Origin of the sequence: Rhodococcus sp. NPDC057529 (assembly GCF_042802055.1) — a bacterium.
Taxonomy (GTDB): Bacteria; Actinomycetota; Actinomycetes; order Mycobacteriales; family Mycobacteriaceae; genus Rhodococcus_F.
In genome coordinates, this window is record NZ_JBHVEY010000030.1 from 17,033 (window position 1) to 42,678 (window position 25,646).

A 25,646-nucleotide genomic window follows, 5' to 3' on the forward strand; every position below is an offset into this window, starting at 1 on the left:
CGTCGACCGGAACCGGCCGCGCCGCAATCAGCAGTGCGGCGCGTCGGCTCCGGAGTTGACGGCCTCGAGTGCGTCGACGGCGCCGTCGAGGTTCTCGACCCTCACCAGCCGGAGCCCGTCGGGTGCGCCCTGGCGGGCCTCGTCGCAGTTCTTCGCCGGCACGAGGAACGTCTCGGCGCCCGCCTCGGACGCGGCGATCAACTTGTACTTGATCCCGCCGATGGGGCCGACGTCGCCGTCGGAGTCGATCGTGCCGGTGCCTGCGACGAACTTGCCACCGTTGAGTTCACCCGGGCTGAGTTTGTCGATCACCGCGAGCGTGAACATGAGTCCCGCCGAGGGGCCGCCCACGTCGGCGAGGTGGAAGTCGATCGTGAACGGGACGTCCGGGACCTCCTCCGGTGTGATCCCCAGGTAGCCCTTGGCCTCGTCGTCCGGGCGGGCACCGAGCACCACCCGCACCGTGGTCTCGGCGCCGTCACGCCGGATCACGATCGGCACCTCGGTGTTCGGGGGCACGTCGGCCACCGCCTCCTGCACGCCGCCGACCGTCGACACCGGCTTTCCGTCGACACTGACCAGCACGTCGCCTTCGCGCAGCAGCCCCTGGGAGGGGCCGTCCTCACCGACCTTGGCGATCCGCAGGTCCACCGGCTCGTCCAGGAAGTGCAGCGCCGCGAGTTCGGCGCTGTCCTCCGACTGCTGGAAGTCGGCGTCGTTCTCCTGCTTGACCTCGTCCTTCGACTTGTCCGGCGGGTAGACCTCCTCGCGGGGCACGATGCCCTGGCGTCCGCTGGCCCACAGTCCGAACGCTTCGAACACGTTGAGGTCGTCGCGCACGGCGACCGTCGTCATGTTGAGGTGGCCGGTGGTCTCGTCCACGTCCGTTCCCTCGATGGCGACGACCTGTTCACCACCGACTTCGCCGAGGGTGTTGAACGTGGGTCCCGGCCCGAGCGCCACGTACGGCACCTTGATCACCGTTCCGAGAATGCCGAGTACCACGATCGGGGCCAGCGCAGCCAGAAGCGTCACGATCCGTCGATTCACCTGGACCAGCGTAGAGCGCGAACCGGCGGGCACCGCTGTCGGCCGTCCGCGTGTTCGCCGTCAGCGTGACGCGGTCGGCAGCCACCGGACCATGCGCCTTGTACCGTTGAGTCATGAGCAATCCGCCCTTCGGCTTCTCCAAACCCGACGACGATCCCGATCGTGACAAGAACACGGGGGATCAGAACGGGCCCGACCGCGACAAGAACGCGGGCGGTTCCGGCGACTTCGGTTTCGGGGCGGGTGGTTTCCCCGCCGGGGGGTTCGACCCGGCCGCCCTCGGCCAGATGCTCACCCAGTTCGGTCAGATGCTGAGCGGGATGGGCACGTCGATGGGGTCCGGGGAGCAGACCGGCCCGGTCAACTACGAGATCGCGAAGAAGCTCGCCCGCCAGCAGATGGGATCGGTCGCTCCGATCACCCAGGGCAACTCCGAGGCGATCGCCGACGCCTCACGGCTCGCCGAACTGTGGCTCGACGCCGCGACGACGCTGCCTGCGGGCGCGTCGAAGACCGTCGCGTGGACGCCCAACGACTGGCTCGACAATACCCTCGACACCTGGAAGCGGCTGTGCGATCCGGTGGCCGAGAAGGTCTCGGGCATGTGGGTGCAGGGCCTGCCCGAAGAGGCACAGCAGATGGCAGGTCCCATGCTCGGCATGATGAGCCAGATGGGTGGCCTCGCGTTCGGCTCCCAGCTCGGCCAGGCGCTGGGCCAGCTGTCGAAGGAGGTGCTCACCTCCACCGACATCGGTCTCCCCCTCGGTCCGGCCGGCACGGGCGCACTGCTTCCCGCCGCGGTCGAGCGGTTCAGCAAGGGGCTCGAACAGCCCGACCGGGAGATCCTCGTCTTCCTCGCCGCACGTGAGGCCGCCTACCAGCGCCTGTACAGCCACGTCCCGTGGCTGCGTCAGCGTCTCCTCGCCACCGTCGAGGAGTACGCCCGCGGCATCACCATGGACTTCTCCGCCATCGAGGACATGGCGAAGGGGCTCGATCCGTCCGCGCTGACCGATCCGTCGCAGCTCGAGAACATCCTGCAGCAGGGTGCGTTCGAACCGCAGACCACACCCGAGCAGAAGCAGGCCCTCGAGCGACTCGAGACGCTGCTCGCCCTCATCGAGGGCTGGGTCGAGGTCGTCGTCGCGTCGGCGCTGAACGACCGCCTCCCCGGCGTCGCGGCCCTCAGCGAGACGCTCCGCCGCAGGCGCGCGACCGGGGGACCCGCCGAGCAGACGTTCGCGACGCTCGTCGGACTCGAACTGCGTCCGCGCAAGGTCCGGGAAGCCGCGCAGCTGTGGACCCGCCTGACGTCCGAGTCGACCGTCGACGCCCGTGACGGCGTGTGGGCCCACCCCGACCTGCTCCCCGACTCGTCCGACCTCGACAGTCCGGACGCGTTCGTCGAGCGGGTTCTCGGCGGCGGCGACGGCGGCGACTTCGACAATCCGATGGCGCAGCTGGAGGCGACGGAGGCCCGCGAGCGGGCCGAGGAGGCCGAACGCGGCAAGTCCGGCAAGGACGACGAACCGGAGTTGTGACCCCCTGATCGCACCACTTTGTCGGTAGCGGGAAGTCCGCAGATCGGAGCACGTTTCGGCCTGTGGACAACTCGTCTTTTCCGGGCCGGCGACCGGTCGTGGGCTGGAATCCTCGGTGCGTGACCATCTCGCACCCGCACCCCGTCGGTGTCACTCTCGATCCCCGGATCGCCGTGCTCGTCCGTCCCGACGGGCGGGTGCAGTTCGGCTGGGATCCCGAGCGCGCACTCGTCCTCTCCCCGCCGCCCGGAATACGGACCGAGCAACTCCTCGCCGTCATCCGACTGCTCGACGGCAAGAACACGCGGCCGCACATCCTGTGGACGGCCGTCGGGTACGGCCTGGCGCCGACGGATGTGTCGAAGCTGCTCGGCGATCTGGATCGCGCCGGTCTGATCGACGTCGCAGGCACGTCGCCTGACGCGGACACGATCACCATCCGCGTGCACGGGCGCGGACCGCTGTCGGATGCGGTGTCCGCCGGGCTCACCGACGGCGGCGTCCGGGTCTCCCGCTCGTTCCGCTACTCCGCCGACGGCGACGTCCGGCGGTGGAACGCCCTGTGTGTCGTGCTCGCGGACGACCTGGTGGCAGACCCTCGTCTCGCTGCGGACCTGGTCCAGAACGGGATACCGCACCTGCAGGTCCGGCTGCGGGACGGCCGCGGTGTGGTCGGTCCGCTCGTCCTGCCGGGCCACACGAGTTGCCTGCGCTGCGCCGATCTCCTCCGCTCCGCGTACGACGAGGACTGGCCGCACCTGTCCGCTCAGCTCCTCGGCACGGTCGGGCACGCGAGTCCGGCCGTGATCATGGCCACGGCCGCGGTCGCGCTCGGCCAACTCGAGGCCGTGCTCTCCGCCCCGCGCGGCGCTCCGCCCAGCAGTCTCGACGCCACGCTCGAAATCGACCTGGGGGCGCATCGGCTGGTGACGCGGCACTGGCCGAGGCAGGCGAGTTGCAGCTGCACGTATCTGGCGCCCGCCGTGGGCGAATCGAACCGGCATCGGTGATGATGCATGATGGTGGGGTGCCCGACATCCCCCGCAGGAGTTCTGCCCGCACCGCGAAACTCGCGAGCATCCCGTTGGGGATCGCGGGACGTGCCGCGATGGGGTTCGGCCGGAAACTCACCGGGGGCGACAGGGACGAGATCGACGCCCAGCTGAGCGCGAAGGCCGCCGAGCAGTTGTTCGCCGTACTCGGCGAACTCAAGGGCGGCGCCATGAAACTGGGCCAGGCGCTCAGTGTCATGGAGGCGGCGATCCCCGAGGAGTTCGCGGAACCGTACCGTGAATCGCTGAACAAGCTGCAGGCGCAGGCACCTCCGCTGCCCGCGAAGGCCGTCCACCGGATGCTCGACCAGCAGTTGGGCACCAAGTGGCGGGAGCGGTTCCAGTCGTTCGACGACACCCCGACCGCCTCGGCCAGCATCGGCCAGGTTCATCGCGCCGTGTGGGCCGACGGCCGCGACGTGGCCGTCAAGGTCCAGTACCCCGGCGCCGACGAAGCGCTGCGCGCCGACCTGAAGACACTGGGACGGTTCGCGGGTCTGTTCGCCTCGGTCATGCCGGGGGTCGACGTGCGGCCGGTCATCGACGAATTCACCGCCCGCACCGAGGAAGAACTCGACTACCGGATCGAGGCGAACAATCAGCGCCGCTTCGCGAAGGTGTACGACGGCGACCCGCAGTTCGCGATTCCGCACGTCGTCGCCAGCGCACCCAAGGTGGTGGTCACCGAATGGATGTCGGCGAAACCGCTGTCGGCCATCATCGCCGACGGCACCGCAGAGGAACGCAACACCGCCGGCGCACTGCTCGCCGAGTTCCACTTCGCGTCCCCCGCTCGCGTCGGCCTGCTCCACTGCGACCCGCATCCGGGTAACTTCATGCTGCACAGCGACGGTCGCCTCGGGGTCATCGATTTCGGTGCCGCGGCACCGTTTCCGCACGGACTCCCACCGGTGCTCGGGGCAATGGTCCGGCTGGCTCTCCACGAACAGTTCGACGAACTGACGGAGTTGCTGCACGCCAACGGATTCGTCCTGCCGGGCAGAACGGTGACCGACAAGGAGATCGCCGACTATCTGCGTCCCGTCACCGATCCGATCCGTACCGAATCGTTCCACTTCACCCGCGCCTGGCTGCAGAAGGCGGCGGGTTCCGCAACCGACTTCAACAGCGCGCAGTTCCGCACCGCCCGGGCACTGAATCTGCCCGCCGAGTATCTGATGATCTTCCGGGTTCTCGTCGGCTCGGTGGGGATCTGCGCCCAACTGGACGCGTACGCGCCGTACATGGCGATCCTCACCCGGTGGCTCCCCGGGTTCGTGGCCCCCGACCTGTGAGTACTTGTCAACCGCGGGCGGTTGACAAGTACTCACAGGTGCTACGCACACACCAGAGCCGGCGTCTTGCGGGGACGTCCACGGGGACGCTTGCGGGCGATCACGACACCCTGGTCGAAGATCTCCCCACCCCACACGCCCCACGGCTCACCTCGATCGAGGGCGGCGTCGAGGCAGCGGGAGCGGATCGGGCACGACGCGCACAGCGCCTTCGCCTGCTCCAGCTCGGTGGGAGAGTCCGCAAACCACAGGTCGGGGTCGTCGACCCGGCACGGCAGGTCACCACGCGCAGTCACTATCTGAACAAATCCGCTTGTGGCGGTTGAGGTTTCGGATACCCCTCGGCATGTCACGGTAGACACGTCGTTCTCCTCTGCTCTCATTGCGACGGTTATTCTCTTCGGTTCGTTGAAATGGGTGCGAACCAGAGCCGAGGCTGCGAGCGGGAAAGGTGCTCGAACTACGAAGGCCACGGTCCGCGATGCGGGTCCGTGGCCTTGAAAAGACGGTGGGAGTTGATCTATCGAGGAATTCCTCGACAACTCCGATACACGGACTCGACTGCTGTTGCGGGACGACGACGGGCTGCCGACCAGACGATCGCCGGTGCCGGTTCCGCCGCGTTCATGCCGAACAACGCGGAGGCAGCAGCGACTGCCGTCTCATGTGCTTGGAACTTCGTCATTTCACTGCCACCTCCATTTCTTCTCGATCCGATGTGAACCACACGGGTCTCCCCGCGCACTGAAACCACAGTAGGCAATTCTCCAGAACCGCACAACCTATTTTTGACCTGCGGTGATGCGTGCTATGTCGCCCGCGTGCGGGAGTCGTTCAGCGAGTAGCGCTTCCCTTGATCACACCGAGGACGTCTTCGCCGAACTGCTCGAGCTTCTTCGCACCGATCCCGGGGATCGCGACGAGCCCGCGATCGTCCTGCGGGCGCTGCTCGGCGAGAGCCGTCAACGTGTTGTCGCTGAACACCACGTACGCCGGGACCTTCAGTTCCCTCGACTTCTCGAGCCGCCACGACCGCAGCGATTCGAGCAGTTCCACGTCGACGTTGGACGGGCATCCCTCGCAGCGACCGAGCATGGTCGCGGTCGTCCCGATCAGTTGTTTTCCGCACAGCCGGCACCGGGGACGCTTCTTGTTGCTCTTGACCGGCGCCGCGATCCGCGAAGCCGGTGAGTCTTCGGGAATGAGTCCGTGCAGGAACCGCGAACGGCGCCGCGACTTGCGGCCGCCCTCGTTCCGGGACAGCGCCCACGACATCTGCAGGTGCTCGCGGGCACGGGTGACGCCGACGTACAGCAACCGGCGTTCCTCCTCGACGGCCGCGTCGTCGGGTGCCGAGTTGGCGTCGCCGAGCACGTGCTGGATGGGCAGCGTTCCGTCGGTGAGGCCGACGAGGAACACGGCGTCCCATTCGAGACCCTTCGCGGCGTGCAGCGACGCGAGGGTCACACCCTGCACGACGGGTGGGTGCCGCGCCTCCGCCCGCAGACTCAACTCGCGCAGCAGTGCGTCGAGGGTCAGCTCCGGGTCCTGGGTCAGCTGTTCCTCGGTGAGCGCGACGAGCGCCGACAGGGAGGCCCACCGCTCGCGGGCCTGCGCACCCGCCGGTTCGGCGTCCGTCAGCCCCAGCGGGACGAGGACGGCGCGGACGAGCGTGACGAGGTCGGCGCCGACCGCGTCGGGCAGGTCGTCGCGGCCCGCGGCCTGGCGCAGCGCCGCCACGGCCTGACGCACCTCGGTGCGGGTGAAGAAACCTTCACCGCCGCGCACCTGGTACGGGATGTCGAGTTTCGTCAGCGCCTGCTCGTGCACCTCGGACTGGGCATTGATCCGGTACAGGACCGCGATCTCTGCCGCCGGCGTGCCGGACGCGATGAGCCGCTTGATCGTGCGCGCCACCCCGGCGGCCTCGGCCGGTTCGTCGTCGAACTCGACGAAACTGGGTTCCGGCCCGGAGTCGCGCTGCCCGATCAGTTGCAGACGGGTGCCCGCGATCCGGCCGCGCGCCGCGCCGATCACCCGGTTCGCCATCGATACGACCTCGGGGGTCGAACGGTAGTCGCGCTCGAGACGCACGACGGTGGCCTCGGGGAACCGGCGCGAGAAGTCGAGCAGGTAATTCGGTGTGGCGCCGGTGAACGAGTAGATGGTCTGGTTGGCGTCGCCGACGACGGTGAGGTCGTCCCGCTCCCCGAGCCAGGCGTCGAGGACACGCTGCTGCAACGGGGTGACGTCCTGGTATTCGTCGACGACGAAGCAGCGGTAGCGGTCGCGGAACTCCTCCGCGACGGCCGAATGCTCTTCGAGTGCCGCCGCCGTGTGGAGCAGGAGGTCGTCGAAATCGAGGAGCATCCCGTCCTGGCCGCGGGCCTTGAGCTGTTCGTAGCCGTGATACACCTCGGCGACCTTGGCGGCGTCGACCGGCGCCTCCCGGCGTAACTTCGCCACCGCACGCGGGTAGTCCTCGGGCGCGATCAGCGAGGCCTTGGCCCACTCGATCTCACTCGCCAGGTCTCGGATGCTCTCCGTGCTGGTGGACAGGCCGACCCGTCCGGCGGCGGACGACACGACCGCGAACTTGCGGTCCAGCAGCCGCCATTCCGTGTCGCCGACCACCTGCGGCCAGAAGTACCTCAGCTGCCGCAGCGCGGCGGCGTGAAACGTGCGTGCCTGGACCTGCGCTCCCCCGTCGCCGATGCCGAGGCCGCGCAGCCGTCCGCGCATCTCGCCCGCCGCGCGCGCCGTGAACGTCACCGCCAGCACCTGCCCCGCGGCGACGTGCCCACTGGCCACGAGGTGCGCGATCCGCCGGGTGATGGTCCGGGTCTTGCCTGTTCCGGCACCCGCCAGCACACACACCGGGCCCCGGGGAGCGAGGACCGCTGCGGACTGTTCGGGATCGAGACCGGTAGTCGTCACCTCTGCTGCGCCGGCTGCTGACATGGCGTCCATCATGACAGGGGCGACCGACACGGCGCGAAGCGGACGAACACCGCAGTGGGAACACACGGCGAGCTCGTGGTGTTATATCCGCCGTGACTGCTACCGACACCCCGGCCCTGACCATCTACTCCACCACCTGGTGCGGCTACTGCCGGCGCCTGAAGACGCAGCTGGACGAATCCGGCATCGGCTACGTGGAGATCGACATCGAGGACGATCCGGCGTCGGCGGAGTTCGTCGGCAGCGTCAACGGCGGCAACCACGTCGTGCCCACCGTCAAGTTCGCCGACGGCAGCACCGCCACCAACCCGTCGTTGGCGCAGGTCAAGCAGCTTCTCGGCGTCTAGGACTCCGTCGCTGCCGCAGCCCAGGACTCGATGATTCCGCGCGCGATGGAAATCGAGCCCGGGAGCAGCAGCGTGGCGTCGGTGTCCGACGCCCAGTCGCCGAGTTCGAGTGCCGTGCGCACCTCGTCCCGGGTGAACCACCGGGCCTCGGCGATCTCGCCGTCCGCGAACGTCAGCGGGGCGTCGGGATCACCGACGGCCGCGAACCCGATCATCACCGAACGGGGGAACGGCCACGGCTGGCTACCGAGGTAACGCACGTCACGAACATCGACACCCACCTCTTCCCTGATCTCCCGGACGACGCACGTCTCGAGGGATTCACCGGCCTCGACGAATCCGGCCAGGATCGAGAACCGCCGCGGCGGCCACGTGGGCTGCCTGGCCAGGAGCACACGATCCCCGCCGTCGTGCACGAGGCAGATGACCGCCGGATCGGTGCGGGGAAACTCCTCGTGACCGGTGCTCGTCGAGATCCGCGACCACCCCGACATCGTCGGTTCCGATGCCGCGCCGTCGAGCGCACTGAAGCCCGCGCTGTCGTGCCAGTTGAGCATGGCGAGGGCGCCGGTGAGCACACCGGCGTCGGCGTCGTCCAGCGTGCCGCCCAGAATCCGGAGATCGGCCAGCTCGCCGGTGAGCGCCTGCACCCGCACCGCCCACACGTGCCGGTCCTTGCGGACGCCGAGGAACACCGCCCCCGGTTTCGGTTCGGGGCCGAGTTCGGTGGCGTCCGCGAAGACCAGACCGTCGTCCCCCACCCGCACCTGTCCGCGGTGATTGACCCGCAGCAGCAGCGCATCCCGCCAGCCCGCACGCAGCGCGTCCGTGTCCGAACGCAATTCCTCGGCCCGCCCGACGGCGGAGCGGGACAGGAGCGGGGTGTCGTTGAGCCGGAATGCAGTCACGCCGTCGACACTACTGCCGATCAGTTGGCGACCCGACGGATGTACAGCAGTCGGTCGTTCTCCTCGATCGAATCGACCTCCGGCGAGCCGACCCGGATCAACCGGCCGTCCCGCACCACACCGAGCACGATGTCCGCGAGGTGACGTGGGGAGCCGCCGATCTCGTCGCGCTCCACGAGGCGCTCCGCGATCGCGAAACCCGCCTCCGGAGTCAGGAGGTCCTCCATCATCTCGACGACGCTCGGCGTCTTCGTGGCGATGCCGAGGAGCCTGCCCGCGGTCTCGGAGGACACGACCACCGAATCGGCGCCGGACTGCCGGAGCAGGTGCGTGTTCTCGGATTCGCGGATCGCGGCAACGATCTTCGCCTTCGGTGCGATCTCTCGCGCCGTCAGCGTCACCAGCACCGCGGTGTCGTCGCGGTTGGCGGCGACGATGATCGCCGACGCGTTCTGCGCGCCCGCCAATCGGAGCACGTCCGATTTGGTGGCGGATCCGTGGACCGTGACCAGGCCCTTGCTGGCCGCCGAGTCGAGCACGGCGTGGTCGGTGTCCACGACCACGATCTCCGACGGCGGAACGTCGTCGCCGAGCATCGCGTCGATCGCGGTGCGTCCCTTGGTTCCGTAGCCGATCACCACGGTGTGATTGCGCACGTGCTGCCTCCAACGCTGAATTTTGAACGCCTGCCGGGAGCTCTCCGTGAGCGCGGAGAGAGTCGTACCGACCAGGACGATGAGGAAGAAGATTCGAAGAGGCGTGATCAGGAGGACGTTGACGAGCCGTGCCGACGGTGTGAACGGCGTGATGTCTCCGTATCCCGTCGTCGACAACGACACCGTCGCGTAGTAGATGCAGTCGAGCAACGACAGTTCGTTGTCCTGCGCGTCGCGGTAGCCCGCCCGGTCGATGTAGACGATGAGAACCGCCAACGCCAACGCCGCCAGGGCGATCCCCACCCGGCGGTAGATCGCCCTCGCCGGACTGGTCTGCAACTCCGGAATCCGGAGCACACCCACCAACGCGAAGTCCGGCCGGTCGGTGAGGGTGTCCGACCTGCTCAATCTCTCACGCAGCCTACCGGCCATATGTTCGTCTCCACGTTGCACTGAACTCCGACATCGGCTGGCAGCCTAACCCCGATTGTCCCACCGGACACACGTCGGAGCCTCGTTGTCGCGAACCGGGTGGTTCGGGCAAGCTGGCGTCATGCAACGAGAGAGCATCACACCACGACCGAGCCAGAAGCCCGCACTCCGTCTCGCCGCACTGCTGCTGGGCGCGGGCACGATGCACTTCGCCGCCCCGAAATTCTTCGATTCCACGGTCCCCACACAGTTACCGGGCGACGCCCGCACCTACACCTACGTGTCCGGGGTCGCCGAACTCGCGATCGGCACCGCGCTGGCCGTGCCGCGCACCCGCAGGCTCGGTGGCGGACTCGCCGCTCTGCTGTTCGTCGCCGTCTTCCCCGCCAACATCAACATGGCAGTGGACTGGCTGAAGAGCCCGAAGACGACGACCGTGCAGAAAACCGGTGCGCTGCTGCGTCTTCCACTGCAGATCCCCTTGGTCACCGAGGCCCTCAAAGCTCGGCGTCACGCCTGAATTCGTCTCCGGAACCATCGTCGGCGGGATCCGGTTCGCCGGCGCCGGCGGTGCTGAGGAGTCGGGCGAGCGCGTCGGCGCCGGGGAGTCGGTCCGGTGCGATCGTCCGTCCGGTCCGCACGTAGTGGAATGCGGCGCGCACCCGCTCGATCGGAACGTCCATCAGCTCGGCCCACGCCAGCCGGTACGCGGCGAGCTGCATCACGACGGCCTTCTCGTTGGCCGCGCTCGGTTCGGCGCCGGTCTTCCAGTCGATCACCGTCCACCCGCCGTCGGGGTCGCTGAACACCGCGTCGATCCGTCCCCTCAGCACCGTCCCCGCCACCGAGGTCTCGAACGGCACCTCGACCTCCGTCGGGTTGCGGTCGGCCCACGGCGAGCGCAGGAACGCGTCCTGCAACGTCGCGAGATCGGTGTCCGGGCCCGCCCCCGCGTCGGCGGCGCCGGGCAGCTCGTCGAGATCGAGCAGCCGGGTGGCTCCGAAGCGGCGTTCCACCCAGGCGTGGAACGCGGTACCGCGCCGGGCGAGCGGGTTCGGCGGGAACGGCAGCGGCCGCCGCAGCCGGGCGGCCAGGGCGTCCGGGTCGGCCTCCAGTTCGACGAGCTGGCTCACCGACAGCTGGCCGGGTAACACGATCTCGGTGCGGGCGTTCGCACGCGCTTCCCGCTCCGCGAGGAGGGCGTCGACGTCGGCCGCCCAGTTCTCGGGATCCTCGTCCTCGTCCGCCGGCGCCTGCTTGCCGACGTTCTTCAGCGCCGCGACGACCAGCGCCGCACCACGCTCGACCGCCTCCCGGCGGAGACCGAGCGGATCCCGCGGCCACACAGCCGACTTGGGCGTGCTGGTCAGCGGGTTCTGCTCCTCGGGTTCGGGCGCGGGCGCCCAGAGATCGACGATCCCGATCCCCTCGTGGGCCTCGTCCGTCACCGTGTCGCGCAGTTCGGTGAGGAACTCCGACGGCCCCTTCGGCTCGGTTCCCGATTCTGCCCAGTGGTGACCCGAAGCGAACAGCACCCGCTCGGTGCGGGTGAGGGCGACGTAGAACAACCGGCGGTCCTCGTCCAGTCGGCGGGCCGCCAGCGCCGACTTGTGCGCCTTCACGGCCTCCTCGAGGTCTTTCCGGTCGTACAGGTTCTCGAGTTCGAGGACGGGTACGCCGTCGGCCGACTCGCCCGGCCGCGCCCGGTCTCCGCGCAGCGACGGGGGCAGTTCGCCGAGCGCACCGAGCCAGGACCCGGACGCGGTCCGCGACGGAAAGACGCCGGCCGTGAGGTGCGGCACCGCCACCACTTCCCACTCCAGCCCCTTCGCGGAGTGCACGGTCAGCACCTGGACGCGGTGCGGGTCCACTTCGACTTCGCCGGGCGCCAGGCCTTTTTCGACCGATTCCGCGGCGGACAGGAAGGCGAGCAGTCCGGTGACGGTGGCCGACGTGCGGTTCGCGTAACCGGCGACGACGTCGGCGAAGGCGTCGAGATGTTCACGGCCCGCGCTCCCCCGCGCAGACTGCCGTGTCCGGGCCTGCGCTTCGATGCCGATCCCCAGTACCCGTTCGACCTCGGCCACCAGTTCGGTGAGCGGTTGCCCGATCCGCTCGCGCAGCGACGCCAACTCGGCCGCCACCGCGGTGATCCGCGCGTAGCCGACCTGCGAATAGCGTTCGGCGGGTCCGGGATCCGCCAGCGCGTCCGCCAGCCCCGCCTGCTCCGCGTGTTCACCGGGCAGCGCCTCGCCGACAGCGTCGGCGAGAGCGGCCGAATCCGTGACGGCGCCGGCGGTGCCGTAGCCGGTTCCGATGGCGAGTTCGGACGCTCGCCGCGACAGCGCCGTCAGGTCGGCCGCCCCGATCTGCCATCTCGCTCCGGTCAGCATCCGCACGGCGGCACTGCCCGCCATGGGGTCGGCGACGACCCGGAGCATCGCGATGACGTCGGCCACCTCGGGTGTGTGGAGCAGACCGCCGAGACCGACCACCTCGACCGGCAGACCCCGCGACCGCAGTACCTCCGCGATCGGTGCCGCGTCGGCGTTGCGCCGGATCAGCACGGCGGCGGTCGGCGGATCCTCGCCCCGATTCGCGGCGTCCGCGTACTGTTCGGCGATGCGGTCGGCCACCCATTCGCGTTCCTGCACGACATCACCGGTGAGGGCCAGGCGCACGTCCCCGGGTACGGCCTGCGGTCGCGCCCGCAGCATGCTGACCGCCACGCCCCGCTCCCGCAGGGACGCCGACGCCATGTTGGCCAGCGCCAGGGCCTCCGGCGGGTTGCGCCAGCTGGTGAGCAACTCCAGGGTCGGCGCCGGATCCCCGTTCGTCAGCGGGAAATCCGTGGCGAAGCGGGGCAGGTTGGCCGCCGACGCACCGCGCCAGCCGTAGATCGACTGCATGGGGTCGCCCACCGCGGTGAGCGCCAGTTCACCGTCGAGTCCGCCGCCGAACAGCGAGGACAGCAGCACCCGCTGTGAGTGCCCGGTGTCCTGGTACTCGTCGAGCAGCACCACCCGGAAACGGGTGCGCTCGGCGAGGCCGACCTCGGGGTGGTCCGCGGCAACGCGTGCCGCCAGCGACATCTGGCTGCCGAAGTCGAGTGCGCCTTCCCGTCGCAGGGTGTCCGACAGTCGCTGCACGAGTGGCAGGAGTTCGACCCGGCGGTGCTGGGTGTCGAGGATGTCGAGCAGTTCCTTACCGGGACCGCCGCGCTGCCGCGGTCCGGCGGGCAGGGTGTGGACGAGCTTGTCGAGTTCGGTGTGCGCCTCCCGCAGGTCGTCCGGTTCGACGAGGTGCTCGGCGAGCTGCCCGGCCAGCGCGAGCACGGCCTCGGTGACGGACGCCGGATTTCTGTCGGTGTCGAGGTCGCCGTCCCACGAACTGACCACCCGGTGCGCCAGCTGCCACAGTTCCGTCTCCGACAGCAGCGTCGCCGACGGTTCGATGGGCAGCAGGAGCCCGTGCTCGGACAGCAATCGCCCGGCGTAGGAGTGGTACGTGCTGACCTCCGGTTCGCCGGCGAGGATGCGCGACCGGAGGTCACCGCTCGGGTCGACCCGGCGGAGCAGGTCCGAACCCGCAAGCCGGGCAAGGCGTTTTCTGATCCGGGCGGTCAGCTGCTGCGCCGCTTTGCGGGTGAACGTCAGACCCAGCACCGCCTCGGGGTCGACGACCCCGTTGGCCACCAGCCACACGACGCGGGCGGCCATCGTCTCGGTCTTGCCCGCGCCTGCCCCCGCGACGACGAGGGTCGGGCCGAGGGGGGCCGCGATGACGGCGGCCTGTTCCGGGGTCGGCGGATGCTGTCCCAGTCCGATCGCGAGTTCCACCGGGTCGATTCGGATGGTCATTCCGACGTCACCTGCCGTCCCTCGTCGTGCGCGGGACAACTCGTCCGCACCGGGCAGTGCCTGCATCCGTCGTTGACGCGGGCGAGGAACTCCGGACCCCTGGTGGCGGCCGCCGCCGCATGGATGACCGCGAGCCACGTCTCGAGGTCCTCCTCCGACAGCGGTGCCTGCACCCGCTGCGTCGCGCCTTCCTTCTTGTGCGGTTTGGCGACGAAGACCAGCCGCGCCCCACCGGGTTTCGACGCCGGCTCCCCGTCGATCGCACCGGTGGCCGCCGCCACCTGGTAGGCCGCCAGCTGGGCGTGCTGCTGGGCGTCGTCCTTGGTGACGGGTGAGCGGGCGGTCTTCACGTCGACGATCACGGGCCTGCCCTCGGCGTCGCGTTCGAGCCGGTCGATCCGCCCCCGCAGCCGGATCTTCGGGGAACCCTCCTCGCGCGGCTCGAGGACGCCGTCGACGGCCACCTCGACGCCGACCTCGGTGAGTTCGGACCGGGTGTTCCCGAGCCAGGCGGTGAACGTGGCGAGCATGTCCCGGGTGCGGTCGAGTTCGCGCCGCGAGTACCACTGGGAGCCGAGATCGATCGATTCCCAGGCGTTCTCGAGCGCACGTTCCACCTGATCGGGTGGGATGCGGCCTGCGAGCGCCTGCACCAGCGTGTGCACGAGCGTTCCGGCGATGGCGTGGGTGTTGTCGCCGTCCCGGCCGCCGTGGCGTTCGAGCAGCCACCGCAACGGGCAGGTGTTGAGCAGGTCGACGGTGGACGGCGACAGCGACACCGGCCCGTCCTCCGCATTCCACAACGCCACCCCGGTGCTCGGTTCGGCGGTGCCGTACCACTGGTCCGGGTGTGCGCCGCGCACCCCGGCCTCGGCGAGCCGGGCGAGTTGGCGGGCGGCGCGGTCCTGGCGGGCAGGGTCGGATTCGGCGACGTCCGGATCGCAGACCACGCTGCGCAGTTCGGCGACGAGGGCGGGCAGGGCCAGGACCCGGGTCGCCGGATCCTCCGCGGGCACGACCGCCTCCTCGACGTCCGAATCCTGTTCTCCGGCGAGCAGTTCGTCGACGAAACGGGAGTGGACGAGGTCGGCGTCGCCGCTGGCCGAGTCGACCGCGGTGACGAGCAGACTCCGCCGCGCCCGGCTACAGGCCACCAGGAACAGCCGACGTTCCTCGGCCAGCAGCGGTGCGGTGCGCGACATCCGGTCGGCGGCAGTTTCGCTGCCGTCGGACACGCCGCCCGTGAGGTCGATCAGCGCCTCGGTGCCGAGCAGGCTTCCGCGCGCCCGCAGGCTCGGCCACAGCCCTTCCTGCACCCCCGCGACCGCGACGACGTCCCATTCACGGCCGGCGGCGGAGTGGGCGCTGAGCACCGACACGGCGTCGCCCGGAACGACGGAGACGGTGCGCGCGGTGGGAATCGCCTGTCCGGTCAGGTAGTCGACGAACCCGGCGAGTTGCGCGCGCGGGAGGCGGTCGACGTAACTCGCCGCGGCGTCGAACAGGGCGACCACGGCGTCGAGGTCGCGATCGGCCTGCGCCCCGATCGGACCGCCGCGAGCGGAGGCCGCCGACCAGCGACGTTCGAGTCCGGTGGCCTGCCAGGCCGCCCACAGCACGTCCTCGATGCCGCGCCCGCGCCCCAGCGGAACCCTCGCCTTGCGCAGCACGGACAGCACCCGGTTCAGGGACGCCGCTTCGACGTCGGTCAGCTTCGCCGTGACCCTGCGGGTGCTGTCCGTCTCGCCGACCAGCAGGAGACGGAGCAGTTCCGCGGAGTCGCGGTCGCCGCCGGAGGCCAGCTCGGCGCGCCGCAGACCCCGGCGAAGACGCCGGAGCGCCACGGGTTCCGCGCCGCCGACCGGGCCGGCGAGCAGGGCGAGCGCATCCTCGCCCGTGAATTCCTGCCCCGACAGTGCCCGCAGCACCAGCATCAGCCCCGACACCCCGTGCTGACGGGCCAGCGGCAACTCGGACGCCGCGGTGGTGACGGGCACGCCCGCGCTCAGCAGTGCCCGCCGGAGCGGCGCCAGCGCCCGCGGAACCGAGCGCACGATCACCGCCATCTCCGTCCACGGCACGCCGTCGAGGAGGTGGGCGCGGCGCAGGGTGTCGGCGATCAGCGCGGCCTCCTTCGCCGCGGTGCCGAGGACCCGGACCGACGTCCTGCCGCCGTCCTGCGACGGGGCCCAGATCCGGTGGGGCAGGTGCCCGGGAAGGCGGGACGTGATGCGGGCCGCGGTGGCCGCGACCTCCGCTGAACTGCGAAAGTTGACCGGGAGCAGCACCTGTCGGGAATCGCCCTTGTCGGCCAGGCCGGTGAGGAACGTGGGGTCGGCCCCGCGGAAGCCGTAGATCGACTGGTCCGGGTCGCCGGCCACGACCGTGGTGCGGGTACCGGTGCCGACGAGCCGGACCAGTTCCGCGGCCTGCGGATCGAGGTGCTGGGCGTCGTCGACGAGCAGGTGCCGCACCCGGGTCCGTTCCGCGCTCAGCAGGTCCGGATCGGTGGCGAACGCGGTGAGGGCCGCACCGATGAGTTCGGCCGCGTCCAGCGCCGGCGCCGTGGCCTCGGGGGCCTCGACACCCACCGCTCCGCGCAGCAGCATGCCGTGCTCGTACCGGGCGGCGAACATGCCCGCCGCCACCCACTCGGAGCGGTTGTGCCGCCGGCCCAGCTTGATCAGATCTTCCGGGCCGAGTCCCCGCTCGCTCGAGCGCAACATGAGATCGCGCAGTTCGACGGCGAAGCCGCCCAGCGCCAGTGCGGGACGCAGACGTTCGGGCCACATCTCGCCGCCGTCCGCAATGTCGCCCTGCAACATCTCGCGGAGCACGGCGTCCTGTTCGGCGCCGGTGATGAGGCGCGGCGGCGGATTGCCGTGGGCGGCGGCCTGCAACCGCAGCACCGCGAACGCGTAGGAGTGGACGGTGCGGACGAGCGGTTCGCGCGTGGCCCGGGGCCCGTGGTGCTCGTCGTGGCCGATGAGGGCGGCGGTCACCTCTTCGCGCACCCGGCCCGCCGCTCGCTTCGACTGCGTCAGGACGAGCACCGACTCCGGGTCTTCGCCGCCCGCGATCCGGTCCACCGCGACGTCGACGAGCAGCGACGTCTTGCCGGTTCCCGGGCCGCCGAGCACCTGCCACGGATTCCAGCCCATGCCGAGGGGCGGTGCGGTGAGGACCCGCTGCGTTGAGTCGTCCCACACCCGGGCCGGGCGGTCGGGGCTCGGGCGGTGCACGAGCCGGGCCCGGGGAGCCGACGTCCTGGTGCGCACCGCCGATTCCGTCATGGGCAGCATTCCACCAGAACGGTCCGACATCTCCTGCGGCGCCCCGATCCGGCATCATGGGTCACGTGTCAGCTCTGAATACGTACCTGTTCGGCGCCGAGGACGGCACGGAGATCCTCGCCCTGCACGGACTCACCGGTCACGGCAGACGGTGGGAGGCGCTGGCCACCGACCAGTTGCCCGACGCCCGGTGGATCTCCCCCGACCTGCTCGGGCACGGCCGCTCGACGTGGTCGCCGCCGTGGAACCTGGAGGCCCACGTCGCGAGCCTCGTCGACACCCTCGACGCGCACGCCCGGGGACCGGTCCTGGTGGTGGGCCACTCGTTCGGTTGCGCCCTCGCGCTGCACCTGGCGCGCGCGGTCCCCGACCGGGTCCGCGGCCTCGTGCTGCTCGACCCGGCGATCGGGCTCGATCCCGCGCAGATGCAGTCGGTGGCCGATCTCACCATCTCCTCCCCCGACTACACCGACGTCGAGGAGGCCCGGTCCGACAAGCTTCACGGCTCGTGGGGCGAGGTGGCCCGCGACGTCCTCGAGGACGAGATCGCCGAACACCTGGTGCCCCTCGAGAACGGCCGGGTCAACTGGCGACTGTCCACCCCGGCCGTCGTCACGGCGTGGGGCGAACTCGCCCGCGAGGCTGTTCTTCCGCCCGCGCACCTGCCGACCGTGCTCGTGCAGGCATCGAAGGTGCAGCCGCCGTACGTCACACCCGAGTTCCGCACGGCCCTCGTCGGCCACCTGGGCGACAACCTCACCGCCGTCGACCTCGACTGCGACCACATGGTGCCGCAGGCCCGGCCCGACGAGGTGGCCGCGCTCATCCGCACACTCCTCTGATGGTCGCGACGACGGAGGAACAGGTCGAGGCGGTCCGCGCGCTCGTCGCGTCGATTCCGCCCGGCCGGGTGGCCACCTACGGTGACATCGCGTCGGCGGCCGGGCTGTCGAGTGCGCGGACGGTGGGTTGGATCATGCGCACCGACTCCGCCGACCTGCCCTGGCACCGCGTGCTGGGCGCCTCGGGGCGGCCGGCGCCGCACCTCGCGCACAAGCAGATCGCGAAGCTCGAACTCGAGGGCGTGCCCATCCGGGACGGCCGCGTGGATCTCGCGGCGGCGCGGTACCGGTTCGATCCGCCCGGCTGACGGTCCACCCGCCTCAGCAGGTGCTCGGCGCGGGGTCGCCGCGGAACCGGGCGTCCATCCAGTCCAGCCCCTGGGGCAGTCCCAGCGCCGCCGCCGACAGATGGTCGGGTGTCGGCGTGAGCAGCGTCTGCACCGGTGTGCCCGCGTCGCAGTACCGCCGCAGCGTGGTGTCGATCGAATCGACCGGGATCAGCGCGTCCGTCGGGCTGTGCCATTCGAAGATCGGCGTGGTGGGCACGCCCGGATACAGTTCCAGGCTGTTCTCCTCCATCACTTTCCACGCTTCCGGATCGTCCATGAAGTTCGTGTTGTCCGTCATCTGGGAGGCGCTTCGCCCGAGCCCGAACAGCATGATCTCGTTGGTGCATCCGTTGCCGATCATCTGCTTCATCCAGCGGCCCTCGTCGTTGAGTTGGCCGCTGACGTCGATGCGATCCGGATATTCGCGCTCGAGCCCGAGCGCGGCGGCCATCGCGAGACCGAACGCGGGGTGCGGGTTCGTGCCCAGCGCCTCCGCCATCTTCACCAGGTTCATCGGGGTGCCGCCTGCGGCGGCGCCGACGATGTTCAGGTCGGGGGCGTAGCTCGGGGCCAGCGCCGCCGCCCATGCCGTCGCCATGCCGCCACCGGAGTACCCGCCCAGTCCGACCTTGCTGTTCTGAACCTGCAGTTCGGGAACCCGCTGGACGGCACGGATGCCGTCCAGCGTGATCTGGCCACCGAGTTTGGCTGCGCCGTACGCCATCCGCGGTCCCAGATGGTCGGGCAGCGCCACCGCCCACCCGCGCGCGAGAGCGATGTTGAGTCCTGCGGCCTCCCGGATCTGGTGCAGCGGGTCGGTGGTGTACAGCTCGGTGACGATCTTGCACTTGTTGCCCAGCGAATTGATGATGTGCTGATACGACACCAGCGGGCCGTCCGGGACGTGGTTCGGGGGCAGCACGTACGTGGTGTTCGCCGCGATCGGTCTGCCCTCGGAGTCGGTGGTCCGGAACAGCAACTCCCACATCGCACTACCGGGGAAGTAGTACGACGGCGGCAACTGGCGGATCTTCAGCACGTCGCCCGGGGCGTGGTCGGCGATGTCCGCGGGCTGAATGTAGAAGGGGTCCGGGTCGGCGACCGGGAAGATCGCGTCGGCGGCAGGTGGTGTCGGCAGGGGCGCCAACGGTACCAGTGGTTGTGCCGCGGAGGTTCCGGCGCCGAACAGGGCGGCGGTCAGTGCGAGGACCGAACCGACTGTGCCGAAGGATCTGCGGAACAACGAGCCCATGACATACCCCACATTTCAGCGACGGGTCGACGGCATCACTATGCCAGAGCGTCGATAAAGATCCGCCCCTTTCCCGGTACCGAACAGGTCTCTGACCGATACTTCGATTCACAGATACATTTCCGTGACCCACCCCGCGTCACACGACGAGCGTCGGCGCCGCGGACATCGCGGCGTCGACGGACACGACCAGCGTGGCAAGGACATTCACGGCGGCGGTCAATTCGGACATCGGCCGCGTGAACGGCATCCGCTGATGGTCGTCGAACAGATGGCCGGTGCCGAACCGCGGCCCCGGCGCCAGCAGCAGCCCCCGCGACCGCGCGGCCGCGACGAGGTCCGTCGAACTCGTACCGGCAGGCAGCCGGCACCACAGGGACAGTCCCCCGGCGGGCAGCACGTAGCTCCACCCGGGCAACCGCTCGTCGATCGCCGCCGCGAGCGCGTCCCGCTGCACCCGGAGATCGTGGCGGCGCTGTGCGACCAGTCGGTCGTGCCAGGCGAACAGGCGCACGGCCGCAAGCTGATCCAGCACCGAGACCGACAGTTGCCTGCGCGCCATGATCTTGGCCATCTGCGCGGTGCGGGCAGCCTCCGCACGCACCCAGCCGATGCGGATACCACCCCACACGGTCTTGCTGAGGCTGCCGATCGCCACGGTCGCCGATTCCGGGACCGGGACGCCGAACGGCTCGAGGTCGTCCGGACCGTCCAGCACGATGTCGGCCGCCACCTCGTCCACGACGGTCACCACTCCGTGCCGGGCGAGGGTCGCGGCCAGCCGCCGTCTGCCCTCGGCGGTGGCCCGGGCTCCCGACGGATTGGAGAAGTCCGGCATCACGTACGCCACCGTGGGGGCACTCTGCCGGGCGGCCCGGTCCACTTCGGCGACGAATGCGTCGGGGTCGGTCGCGTCGATCGGCACCGGAACGGGTCTGCCGCCGGCCGCCTGCACGGATTCGACCGCGCCGGGGTAGGTCGGGTGCTCGATCAGGACCCGGTCGCCCGCCTCGACCAGTGCCTCGAACACCACCTCGGTGGCGTCGCCCGCGCCCCCGGTGACGAGGATCTGGTCTGCAGTGGTCGGGCGACCGCGGCGCGTGTAGCGGTCTGCTATCGCCGCCCGGAGTGTGGTCAGCCCGCCGGGGTGGTAGCCGTGCTGGAGCATGAAGCGGGGCAACTCGTCGACGGCGTCGAGGTATGCCTCCCGGAGTTCGGGAGCGGCCGCCGGTGCGGCGTTGACGAGGTCGATCACGCCGTCGACCGGCGCCCCGACCATGCTCCCCCAGGCGGGCGGACCCGACGGCATCGCCACGAACGTCCCCGATCCGTGCCGCGCCGACGCCCAACCCGCCTCCCTCAGTTCGCGATAGGCGGCGCTGACGGTTACCCGGCTGAGCCGGAGTTCCTCCGCGAGGGCCCGCTCGGCGGGCAGCCGGACTCCGACGGCCAGGGATCCGTCGGCGACCCTCTCGCGGAGGGCGTCGGCGAGACCGCGGTACAGCGGCTGCCTGCCTGCGGGTGCCGCGCCGAGCAGCACCGCCAACTCGGCCGCGGAGACGGTTCGGACCGGTTCACTGCTCATACAGGCCACTTTTCCACAGAGGACTGGAAATCACGGTCCATTTTGGGCCGACAATTGATTCATGTTGGTAATTGGAATCCTCCTCGCCCTCAGTCTGGCGTCGGTGGCCTGGCTCTGCGTCAGCACGGCGCAGGGCGGACGGTCCGGGCTCGCCGGCCCTCCGCGCAGCCACCTGCACAGCGACTGAGGGTGTGCGGCAGCATGAGGGAATGAACTCTGCCGCGCCCGTTCACGCGATAGTCCTCGCCGGTGGACGAGCCACTCGGATGGGCGGCGTCGACAAACCGGCCGTGGTGGTCGGCGGACGCCGGATGCTCGACACCGCTCTCGACGCCGTCGACGACTGTGAGCGCATCGTCGTCGTGGGACCTCGCCGCACCGACCTCGATTCGACAGTGCTCCAGACGCAGGAGACGCCGCCGGGCGCCGGCCCGGTCGCAGGAGTGGCGGCCGGGCTGGCCGTGCTCGACGCCGACCCGGGCGACCGGGTGATCCTGCTCGCGTCGGACCTGCCGTTCGCGGAACCGGCGATGGCCGAGGCCCTCGCCACCGCCGTGCAGGACGCCGACACGGTGTTCGCGGTCGACGAGTCGGGCCGACTGCAGTTCCTGTTGTCCGCCTGGCGCGTCAGCGCGCTCACCGACCGGCTCCGCGCGCTCGGCTCGGCCGTGAATCAGCCGATGAAGGCCCTCGTCCCGGAATCGTTCGACACGGTGCTCTTCCGGGGCGTCACCGACTGCGACACACCGGAGGACGTCGAGCGGGCCCGCAGCACGGCCGCGGCGGTGCCCGTCACCGTCGCCGAGGCCCGCACCGCGATCCTGACCGCGGTCCCCCCACTGCCACCGCGCGCCGCGACGCTCGGCGCATCGCTCGGCGCCACGCTGGCCGAGCCGCTGCTCGCCGCCGAAGCCCTGCCGCGTATCGCCGTGTCCGCCATGGACGGATACGCCGTCGCGGGCGACGGTCCGTGGGTGCTGCGCGACGCCATCCGGTACGCCGGCAGTGACGAGGAACTCGAGCTGGCGGAGGGCGAGGCGGCGCGGATCGCGACGGGGGCACACCTGCCCAACGGTGCCTCCACCGTCGTGCGGGACGAATTCGCTGTGACGACAGACACTTCCGACGGACGGCGACTGTCCCGCAGGACCGACGCCCCCGTGCGCGACGACGCGCGGCGCCGCGGCGAGGACTGGCACGAAGGGTATCGGCTCGCGGCGGAGGGGACAGCCGTCACGCCCGCGCTCGTCTCCGCGGCCGCGAGCGCGGAGGTGACCACCGCCGGGGTCCGCGGACCCGTGCGCGCGCACGTGGTGGTGACGGGAGACGAGATCCGGCGCGACGGCCCACTGCGGCACGGGCAGACGCGGGATGCCCTGGGCCCCGTTCTCCCCCAGTTCCTCTCGTGGTGCGGCATCCACACCGTCGCCGACACGCACCTGAGGGACACGTCCGACAGCTTCGACGAGCTGTTCCGGGAAGTCCGCCGGCCCGACCTGATCGTGATCGTGGGGGCCACCGGCGGCGGCGCGGCCGACCAGCTGCGTGCGTCGCTCGACCGGGCGGGCGCCCGGATCGTGGTGGGGCGGGTGCGGTGCCGGCCGGGCGGTTCACAGGTGACCGCCCTGCTACCCGACGGCCGGGTGGTCCTCGGGCTGCCCGGCAACCCGTACGCCGCGGTCGTGACACTGCTGACCACGGTTCCGTCCATCGCGGCCGCGCTCACCGGTCGCACCCCGGCCCCGATTCAGCTGGGGCGCATCGCGAATGCGTCGGAGGTCAGCGGCGACGCGACCCGCATCCTGCCTGCCGTCCCGCAACCGGACGGCACGTGGCGCGTCGACGCCGGAATCCGGACGGCGCATCTCGCGGCCCTGATCGACCGCGAAGCGCTGGCTCTGGTCCCGGCGGGGGCCGCCGACGGTGATCTCGCCGAGCTGGTGCCGCTGCCGCGCTGACCGGGCGGTTCAGCGCTGGTACGACAGGGCGCGGACCGCGGCCGGGATTCCGCTGCGGTAGCGGTCCGCGACGAGATCGACGATCGCCGGATCGACGCCCAGCGGCTCGGCCACCCCGTCCGCACCGGCATCGGCGAGGCGGGCGTGGAACAGTCCGTGAGCCAGGAGATACGACGCGACGAACACCCGCTGCTCGCCGTCGGCCCGCAACCCGGCGACCACGTCGGGGACGCGCGGCTGCGCGGTCGCGACGTAGCCGATCCGGACCCGCGACTCGACGAGTTCCGACAGCATCGCCGCGGCGCGCCGGACGTCGCGCAGCGCCCGGGGGTCGGACGAGCCGGCCGCGGCGAGCACGACCGCGTCGCCGGGCCGCCAGCCCGCATCGACGAGACGCCGCAGCAGGACGTCCGCGAGAACGGGGTCCGGTCCCAGGGCCCGGGTCACGGCCACGGAGGGATGGCCGCTGTCGGCGACCTCCCGCGGAACGTCGGTGTGGACGTGGTAGCCCGACGCGAGGAACGCCGGCACCACGACGGCGGGCCCGGTGATGTCTCGGAGCACCTCGGCGGGTGACGGCCCGAGCACGTCCACGAAGGACACCCGGGTGGGTCCGACCTGCTCGGCGACGGCGTCGGCGAGCGCGGCGATCATTTCCACGCCCCGGGGACTCCGCGTTCCGTGTGCCACCAGTACCAGTGCTGTCTCGTTCATTGCTGTCCCTCCTCATGTGAATCGGCGCAGTCGACGGGATCGAGCGCGAGGCGGTATCCCCGCTTGACCACCGTCTGGACTGCTTTCGGTGCGCCCAGGGACGCGCGCAGTCTGGCCACCGCCGTTTCCACGGCGTGGGTGTCGCCGCCGCCTCCGGGCAGTGCGGCGAGCAGTTCGTCCCGGGGGACGACCCGGCCGGGCCGGGCGCCGAGCGTGCGCATCAGCGACATCGCGGCGGGCGGCAACTGGCGCACCTCGCCGTCGACGACGACGCATCCGCCGCGGATGCTCAGCTCGTGTCCGGCGGTGTGGATCTTGTTCGCCCGCCGCGGCAGCTCGTCGGCGATGTGCCGGGCGAGCGCACCCAATCGTGAGCGTGCCGGCATGGTCGTCGGGACCTCGAGCTCGCGGAGTGGTCCGGCGGTGACCGGTCCGACGCAGGCAGCGAGAACCCGGTGCCGGAACGAGTGCAGCACCATCTCGATCATTCCGGTCTCCTTGGCGCGGGTCAGCAGCGAGGCGACCGCCGGTGCGCTGGTGAAGCTGACCGCGTCGAGACCGCCGGAGGCGATCAGTTCGATCATCCGGTCCATCGGGGCCTGGTCCTCGAGCGGTGTCCACCGGTAGACGGGGACGGCGATCACGTCGGCGCCCGCGCAGCGGAGCACCTCGCAGAAGTCCGCGACCGGCTCCCATTCGGTGGTGGCCCCGTGCAGCTGGACCGCGATGCGCTTGCCTTCGACGCCCTCGCCGAGCAGGTGATCGAGCACTTCGGCCGACGACTCCGACGCGGGTGACCACTCTTCCCGCAGGTCCGCCGCCCGGATCGCGCCCTTCGCCTTGGGTCCGCGGGCCAGCAGCCGGCTGGCGGCCAACGCGCGCCCGAGCTCCTCCGCTTCACCCCAGCCGTCCGCGGCCTCCATCCAGCCGCGGAAACCGATCCCGGTGGTCGCGACGACGATCTCCGGCGGGTTGTCGATGATCTGGCGCGTGACGCGCTCGAGTTCCGTGTCGTCGGCCAACGGGATGATGCGGATGGCCGGAGCGTGCACCACGGTGGCACCGCGCCGCGTCAGCAGTGTGGCGAACTCTTCCGCACGCCGGGACGCCGTGATCCCGATCGTGAACCCGCACAGCGGCGCCGCGTCGTTCACGCGTGCGTGCTGTGGACCTGGACGACGCCGGCCCACACCCGCACGTCGTACACGGGCAGCCGCACCGATTCGTCGTCCAGGCAGCGACCGTCGACCAGCGAGAACACCTGCTTGAGCAGGGGCGACGCCACGGTGGGCTCCCCTGCCCGGTCCCCCACGAGGCCCCGGGACATCACGGCAGCGCGCCCGAACGGGTCGATGTTGCCGACGGCGTGCAGGGATCCGTCCTCGAGAAGGAACAGTGCCACCTGCTCTCCGCCCCGCAGCAGCACCGCCACCCCGAGACCGGGGATCAGCTGGCTGAGCGGACACGCGGACGTCCATTCGAGACGGCCTGACTTGACGCTTTCGAACCTGGTTCCACTGGCACTGTGGACGTTCATGTCGACGACGGTCATCACAGTCCTCCTTCGGGCT

General features: G+C 70.5%; 21 protein-coding genes. 9 read left to right on the forward strand and 12 right to left on the reverse strand.

Going from position 1 to position 25,646, the window contains the following annotated elements; all coding sequences use genetic code 11:
* Nucleotides 1-27 precede the first annotated feature (27 nt).
* A complete protein-coding gene (locus ACFU5V_RS37635; protein ID WP_378705922.1) occupies nucleotides 28-1,050 on the reverse strand; it encodes a PDZ domain-containing protein in 1,023 nt (340 codons plus the stop codon).
* Between the two features lie 113 nt (nucleotides 1,051-1,163).
* Between ACFU5V_RS37635 and ACFU5V_RS37640 the strand changes: the two genes are divergently transcribed.
* From ACFU5V_RS37640 to ACFU5V_RS37650, 3 genes are all read left to right on the forward strand, one after another.
* Nucleotides 1,164-2,591, forward strand: a complete 1,428-nt coding sequence (locus ACFU5V_RS37640) for a zinc-dependent metalloprotease (protein ID WP_378705924.1) — start codon at nucleotides 1,164-1,166, stop codon at nucleotides 2,589-2,591.
* A gap of 119 nt (nucleotides 2,592-2,710) precedes the next feature.
* Nucleotides 2,711-3,601, forward strand: coding sequence for a hypothetical protein (locus ACFU5V_RS37645; protein WP_378705926.1), 891 nt, complete (start codon nucleotides 2,711-2,713; stop codon nucleotides 3,599-3,601).
* On the forward strand, nucleotides 3,601-4,938 hold the full coding sequence (locus ACFU5V_RS37650; protein WP_378705978.1) for an ABC1 kinase family protein: 1,338 nt from the start codon (nucleotides 3,601-3,603) through the stop codon (nucleotides 4,936-4,938). The genes ACFU5V_RS37645 and ACFU5V_RS37650 overlap by 1 nt, the downstream gene beginning before the upstream one ends.
* 41 nt (nucleotides 4,939-4,979) lie before the next feature.
* On the opposite strand, the gene ACFU5V_RS37655 is transcribed toward ACFU5V_RS37650, so the two are convergent.
* On the reverse strand, nucleotides 4,980-5,321 hold the full coding sequence (locus tag ACFU5V_RS37655; RefSeq protein ID WP_378430017.1) for a WhiB family transcriptional regulator: 342 nt from the start codon (nucleotides 5,319-5,321) through the stop codon (nucleotides 4,980-4,982).
* Between the two features lie 451 nt (nucleotides 5,322-5,772).
* Nucleotides 5,773-7,911 carry an ATP-dependent DNA helicase UvrD2 gene (locus tag ACFU5V_RS37660; protein ID WP_378430065.1) on the reverse strand — a complete coding sequence of 713 codons (2,139 nt, stop codon included), beginning with the start codon at nucleotides 7,909-7,911 and terminating at the stop codon, nucleotides 5,773-5,775.
* Between the two features lie 80 nt (nucleotides 7,912-7,991).
* Here ACFU5V_RS37660 and ACFU5V_RS37665 point away from each other — a divergent pair, with 80 nt between their 5' ends.
* Nucleotides 7,992-8,246, forward strand: a complete 255-nt coding sequence (locus ACFU5V_RS37665; protein WP_015890142.1) for a mycoredoxin — start codon at nucleotides 7,992-7,994, stop codon at nucleotides 8,244-8,246.
* Here the strand turns inward: ACFU5V_RS37665 and nudC are convergent.
* Nucleotides 8,243-9,154, reverse strand: a complete 912-nt coding sequence (gene nudC / locus ACFU5V_RS37670; RefSeq protein ID WP_378430018.1) for an NAD(+) diphosphatase — start codon at nucleotides 9,152-9,154, stop codon at nucleotides 8,243-8,245. The genes ACFU5V_RS37665 and nudC overlap by 4 nt on opposite strands.
* Nucleotides 9,155-9,174: 20 nt before the next feature.
* Nucleotides 9,175-10,242 (reverse strand): potassium channel family protein, encoded by a 1,068-nt coding sequence (locus ACFU5V_RS37675; protein ID WP_378430019.1) that lies wholly within the window; start codon nucleotides 10,240-10,242, stop codon nucleotides 9,175-9,177.
* Nucleotides 10,243-10,363: 121 nt separating this feature from the next.
* Between ACFU5V_RS37675 and ACFU5V_RS37680 the strand changes: the two genes are divergently transcribed.
* Nucleotides 10,364-10,762 carry a MauE/DoxX family redox-associated membrane protein gene (locus ACFU5V_RS37680; protein WP_378430020.1) on the forward strand — a complete coding sequence of 133 codons (399 nt, stop codon included), beginning with the start codon at nucleotides 10,364-10,366 and terminating at the stop codon, nucleotides 10,760-10,762.
* Here ACFU5V_RS37680 and ACFU5V_RS37685 read toward each other — a convergent pair.
* Together ACFU5V_RS37685 and ACFU5V_RS37690 are read right to left on the reverse strand one after the other, a co-directional pair.
* The gene (locus ACFU5V_RS37685; RefSeq protein ID WP_378705928.1) at nucleotides 10,740-14,102 is read right to left on the reverse strand and encodes an ATP-dependent helicase; all 3,363 of its coding nucleotides are present in this window, start codon (nucleotides 14,100-14,102) and stop codon (nucleotides 10,740-10,742) included. The two genes, ACFU5V_RS37680 and ACFU5V_RS37685, sit on opposite strands and share 23 nt — an antisense overlap.
* Nucleotides 14,099-17,395, reverse strand: coding sequence for an ATP-dependent helicase (locus tag ACFU5V_RS37690; RefSeq protein WP_378705930.1), 3,297 nt, complete (start codon nucleotides 17,393-17,395; stop codon nucleotides 14,099-14,101). The genes ACFU5V_RS37685 and ACFU5V_RS37690 overlap by 4 nt, the downstream gene beginning before the upstream one ends.
* A gap of 56 nt (nucleotides 17,396-17,451) precedes the next feature.
* On the opposite strand from ACFU5V_RS37690, the gene ACFU5V_RS37695 reads away from it, so the two are divergent.
* Entirely contained in the window at nucleotides 17,452-18,237 is a 786-nt protein-coding gene (locus tag ACFU5V_RS37695) for an alpha/beta fold hydrolase (RefSeq protein WP_378430023.1), read from the forward strand.
* Complete coding sequence (locus ACFU5V_RS37700; RefSeq protein ID WP_378430024.1) at nucleotides 18,237-18,545, forward strand: MGMT family protein; 309 nt, start codon at nucleotides 18,237-18,239, stop codon at nucleotides 18,543-18,545. Before ACFU5V_RS37695 ends, ACFU5V_RS37700 begins: the two co-directional genes overlap by 1 nt.
* 13 nt (nucleotides 18,546-18,558) lie before the next feature.
* Here the strand turns inward: ACFU5V_RS37700 and ACFU5V_RS37705 are convergent, their stop codons facing one another.
* Nucleotides 18,559-19,818: a lipase family protein gene (locus tag ACFU5V_RS37705; protein ID WP_378430025.1), complete on the reverse strand. Its 1,260-nt coding sequence runs from the start codon at nucleotides 19,816-19,818 to the stop codon at nucleotides 18,559-18,561.
* A 139-nt stretch (nucleotides 19,819-19,957) separates the two neighbouring features.
* Entirely contained in the window at nucleotides 19,958-21,403 is a 1,446-nt protein-coding gene (locus tag ACFU5V_RS37710) for a PLP-dependent aminotransferase family protein (RefSeq protein ID WP_378430026.1), read from the reverse strand.
* A gap of 61 nt (nucleotides 21,404-21,464) precedes the next feature.
* Between ACFU5V_RS37710 and ACFU5V_RS37715 the strand changes: the two genes are divergently transcribed.
* Together ACFU5V_RS37715 and ACFU5V_RS37720 are read left to right on the forward strand one after the other, a co-directional pair.
* Nucleotides 21,465-21,590, forward strand: a complete 126-nt coding sequence (locus tag ACFU5V_RS37715) for a hypothetical protein (protein ID WP_257890675.1) — start codon at nucleotides 21,465-21,467, stop codon at nucleotides 21,588-21,590.
* Nucleotides 21,591-21,612: 22 nt separating this feature from the next.
* The gene (locus ACFU5V_RS37720) at nucleotides 21,613-23,361 is read left to right on the forward strand and encodes an NTP transferase domain-containing protein (protein WP_378430027.1); all 1,749 of its coding nucleotides are present in this window, start codon (nucleotides 21,613-21,615) and stop codon (nucleotides 23,359-23,361) included.
* A 9-nt stretch (nucleotides 23,362-23,370) separates the two neighbouring features.
* Here the strand turns inward: ACFU5V_RS37720 and ACFU5V_RS37725 are convergent, their stop codons facing one another.
* The 3 genes from ACFU5V_RS37725 to nirD are packed head-to-tail and all read right to left on the reverse strand — an operon-like array spanning nucleotide 23,371 to nucleotide 25,627.
* The gene (locus tag ACFU5V_RS37725) at nucleotides 23,371-24,075 is read right to left on the reverse strand and encodes a sirohydrochlorin chelatase (protein ID WP_378430066.1); all 705 of its coding nucleotides are present in this window, start codon (nucleotides 24,073-24,075) and stop codon (nucleotides 23,371-23,373) included.
* Entirely contained in the window at nucleotides 24,072-25,229 is a 1,158-nt protein-coding gene (locus ACFU5V_RS37730) for a uroporphyrinogen-III synthase (RefSeq protein ID WP_378705932.1), read from the reverse strand. The genes ACFU5V_RS37725 and ACFU5V_RS37730 overlap by 4 nt, the downstream gene beginning before the upstream one ends.
* Nucleotides 25,226-25,627, reverse strand: a complete 402-nt coding sequence (gene nirD, locus ACFU5V_RS37735) for a nitrite reductase small subunit NirD (protein WP_043825757.1) — start codon at nucleotides 25,625-25,627, stop codon at nucleotides 25,226-25,228. Before nirD ends, ACFU5V_RS37730 begins: the two co-directional genes overlap by 4 nt.
* Nucleotides 25,628-25,646 lie beyond the last annotated feature (19 nt).

Bases quoted from the DNA above. Each gene is read 5' to 3' on its own strand.
- ACFU5V_RS37640 (WP_378705924.1), top strand. From the start codon at position 1,164: ATGAGCAATCCGCCCTTCGGCTTCTCCAAACCCGACGACGATCCCGAT.
- ACFU5V_RS37650 (WP_378705978.1), top strand. From the start codon at position 3,601: ATGATGCATGATGGTGGGGTGCCCGACATCCCCCGCAGGAGTTCTGCC.
- ACFU5V_RS37655 (WP_378430017.1), bottom strand. From the start codon at position 5,321: ATGAGAGCAGAGGAGAACGACGTGTCTACCGTGACATGCCGAGGGGTA.
- ACFU5V_RS37660 (WP_378430065.1), bottom strand. From the start codon at position 7,911: ATGATGGACGCCATGTCAGCAGCCGGCGCAGCAGAGGTGACGACTACC.
- ACFU5V_RS37675 (WP_378430019.1), bottom strand. From the start codon at position 10,242: ATGGCCGGTAGGCTGCGTGAGAGATTGAGCAGGTCGGACACCCTCACC.
- ACFU5V_RS37680 (WP_378430020.1), top strand. From the start codon at position 10,364: ATGCAACGAGAGAGCATCACACCACGACCGAGCCAGAAGCCCGCACTC.
- ACFU5V_RS37685 (WP_378705928.1), bottom strand. From the start codon at position 14,102: ATGACCATCCGAATCGACCCGGTGGAACTCGCGATCGGACTGGGACAG.
- ACFU5V_RS37690 (WP_378705930.1), bottom strand. From the start codon at position 17,395: ATGACGGAATCGGCGGTGCGCACCAGGACGTCGGCTCCCCGGGCCCGG.
- ACFU5V_RS37695 (WP_378430023.1), top strand. From the start codon at position 17,452: ATGGGTCACGTGTCAGCTCTGAATACGTACCTGTTCGGCGCCGAGGAC.
- ACFU5V_RS37700 (WP_378430024.1), top strand. From the start codon at position 18,237: ATGGTCGCGACGACGGAGGAACAGGTCGAGGCGGTCCGCGCGCTCGTC.
- ACFU5V_RS37705 (WP_378430025.1), bottom strand. From the start codon at position 19,818: ATGGGCTCGTTGTTCCGCAGATCCTTCGGCACAGTCGGTTCGGTCCTC.
- ACFU5V_RS37710 (WP_378430026.1), bottom strand. From the start codon at position 21,403: ATGAGCAGTGAACCGGTCCGAACCGTCTCCGCGGCCGAGTTGGCGGTG.
- ACFU5V_RS37715 (WP_257890675.1), top strand. From the start codon at position 21,465: ATGTTGGTAATTGGAATCCTCCTCGCCCTCAGTCTGGCGTCGGTGGCC.
- ACFU5V_RS37720 (WP_378430027.1), top strand. From the start codon at position 21,613: ATGAACTCTGCCGCGCCCGTTCACGCGATAGTCCTCGCCGGTGGACGA.
- ACFU5V_RS37725 (WP_378430066.1), bottom strand. From the start codon at position 24,075: ATGAACGAGACAGCACTGGTACTGGTGGCACACGGAACGCGGAGTCCC.
- nirD (WP_043825757.1), bottom strand. From the start codon at position 25,627: ATGACCGTCGTCGACATGAACGTCCACAGTGCCAGTGGAACCAGGTTC.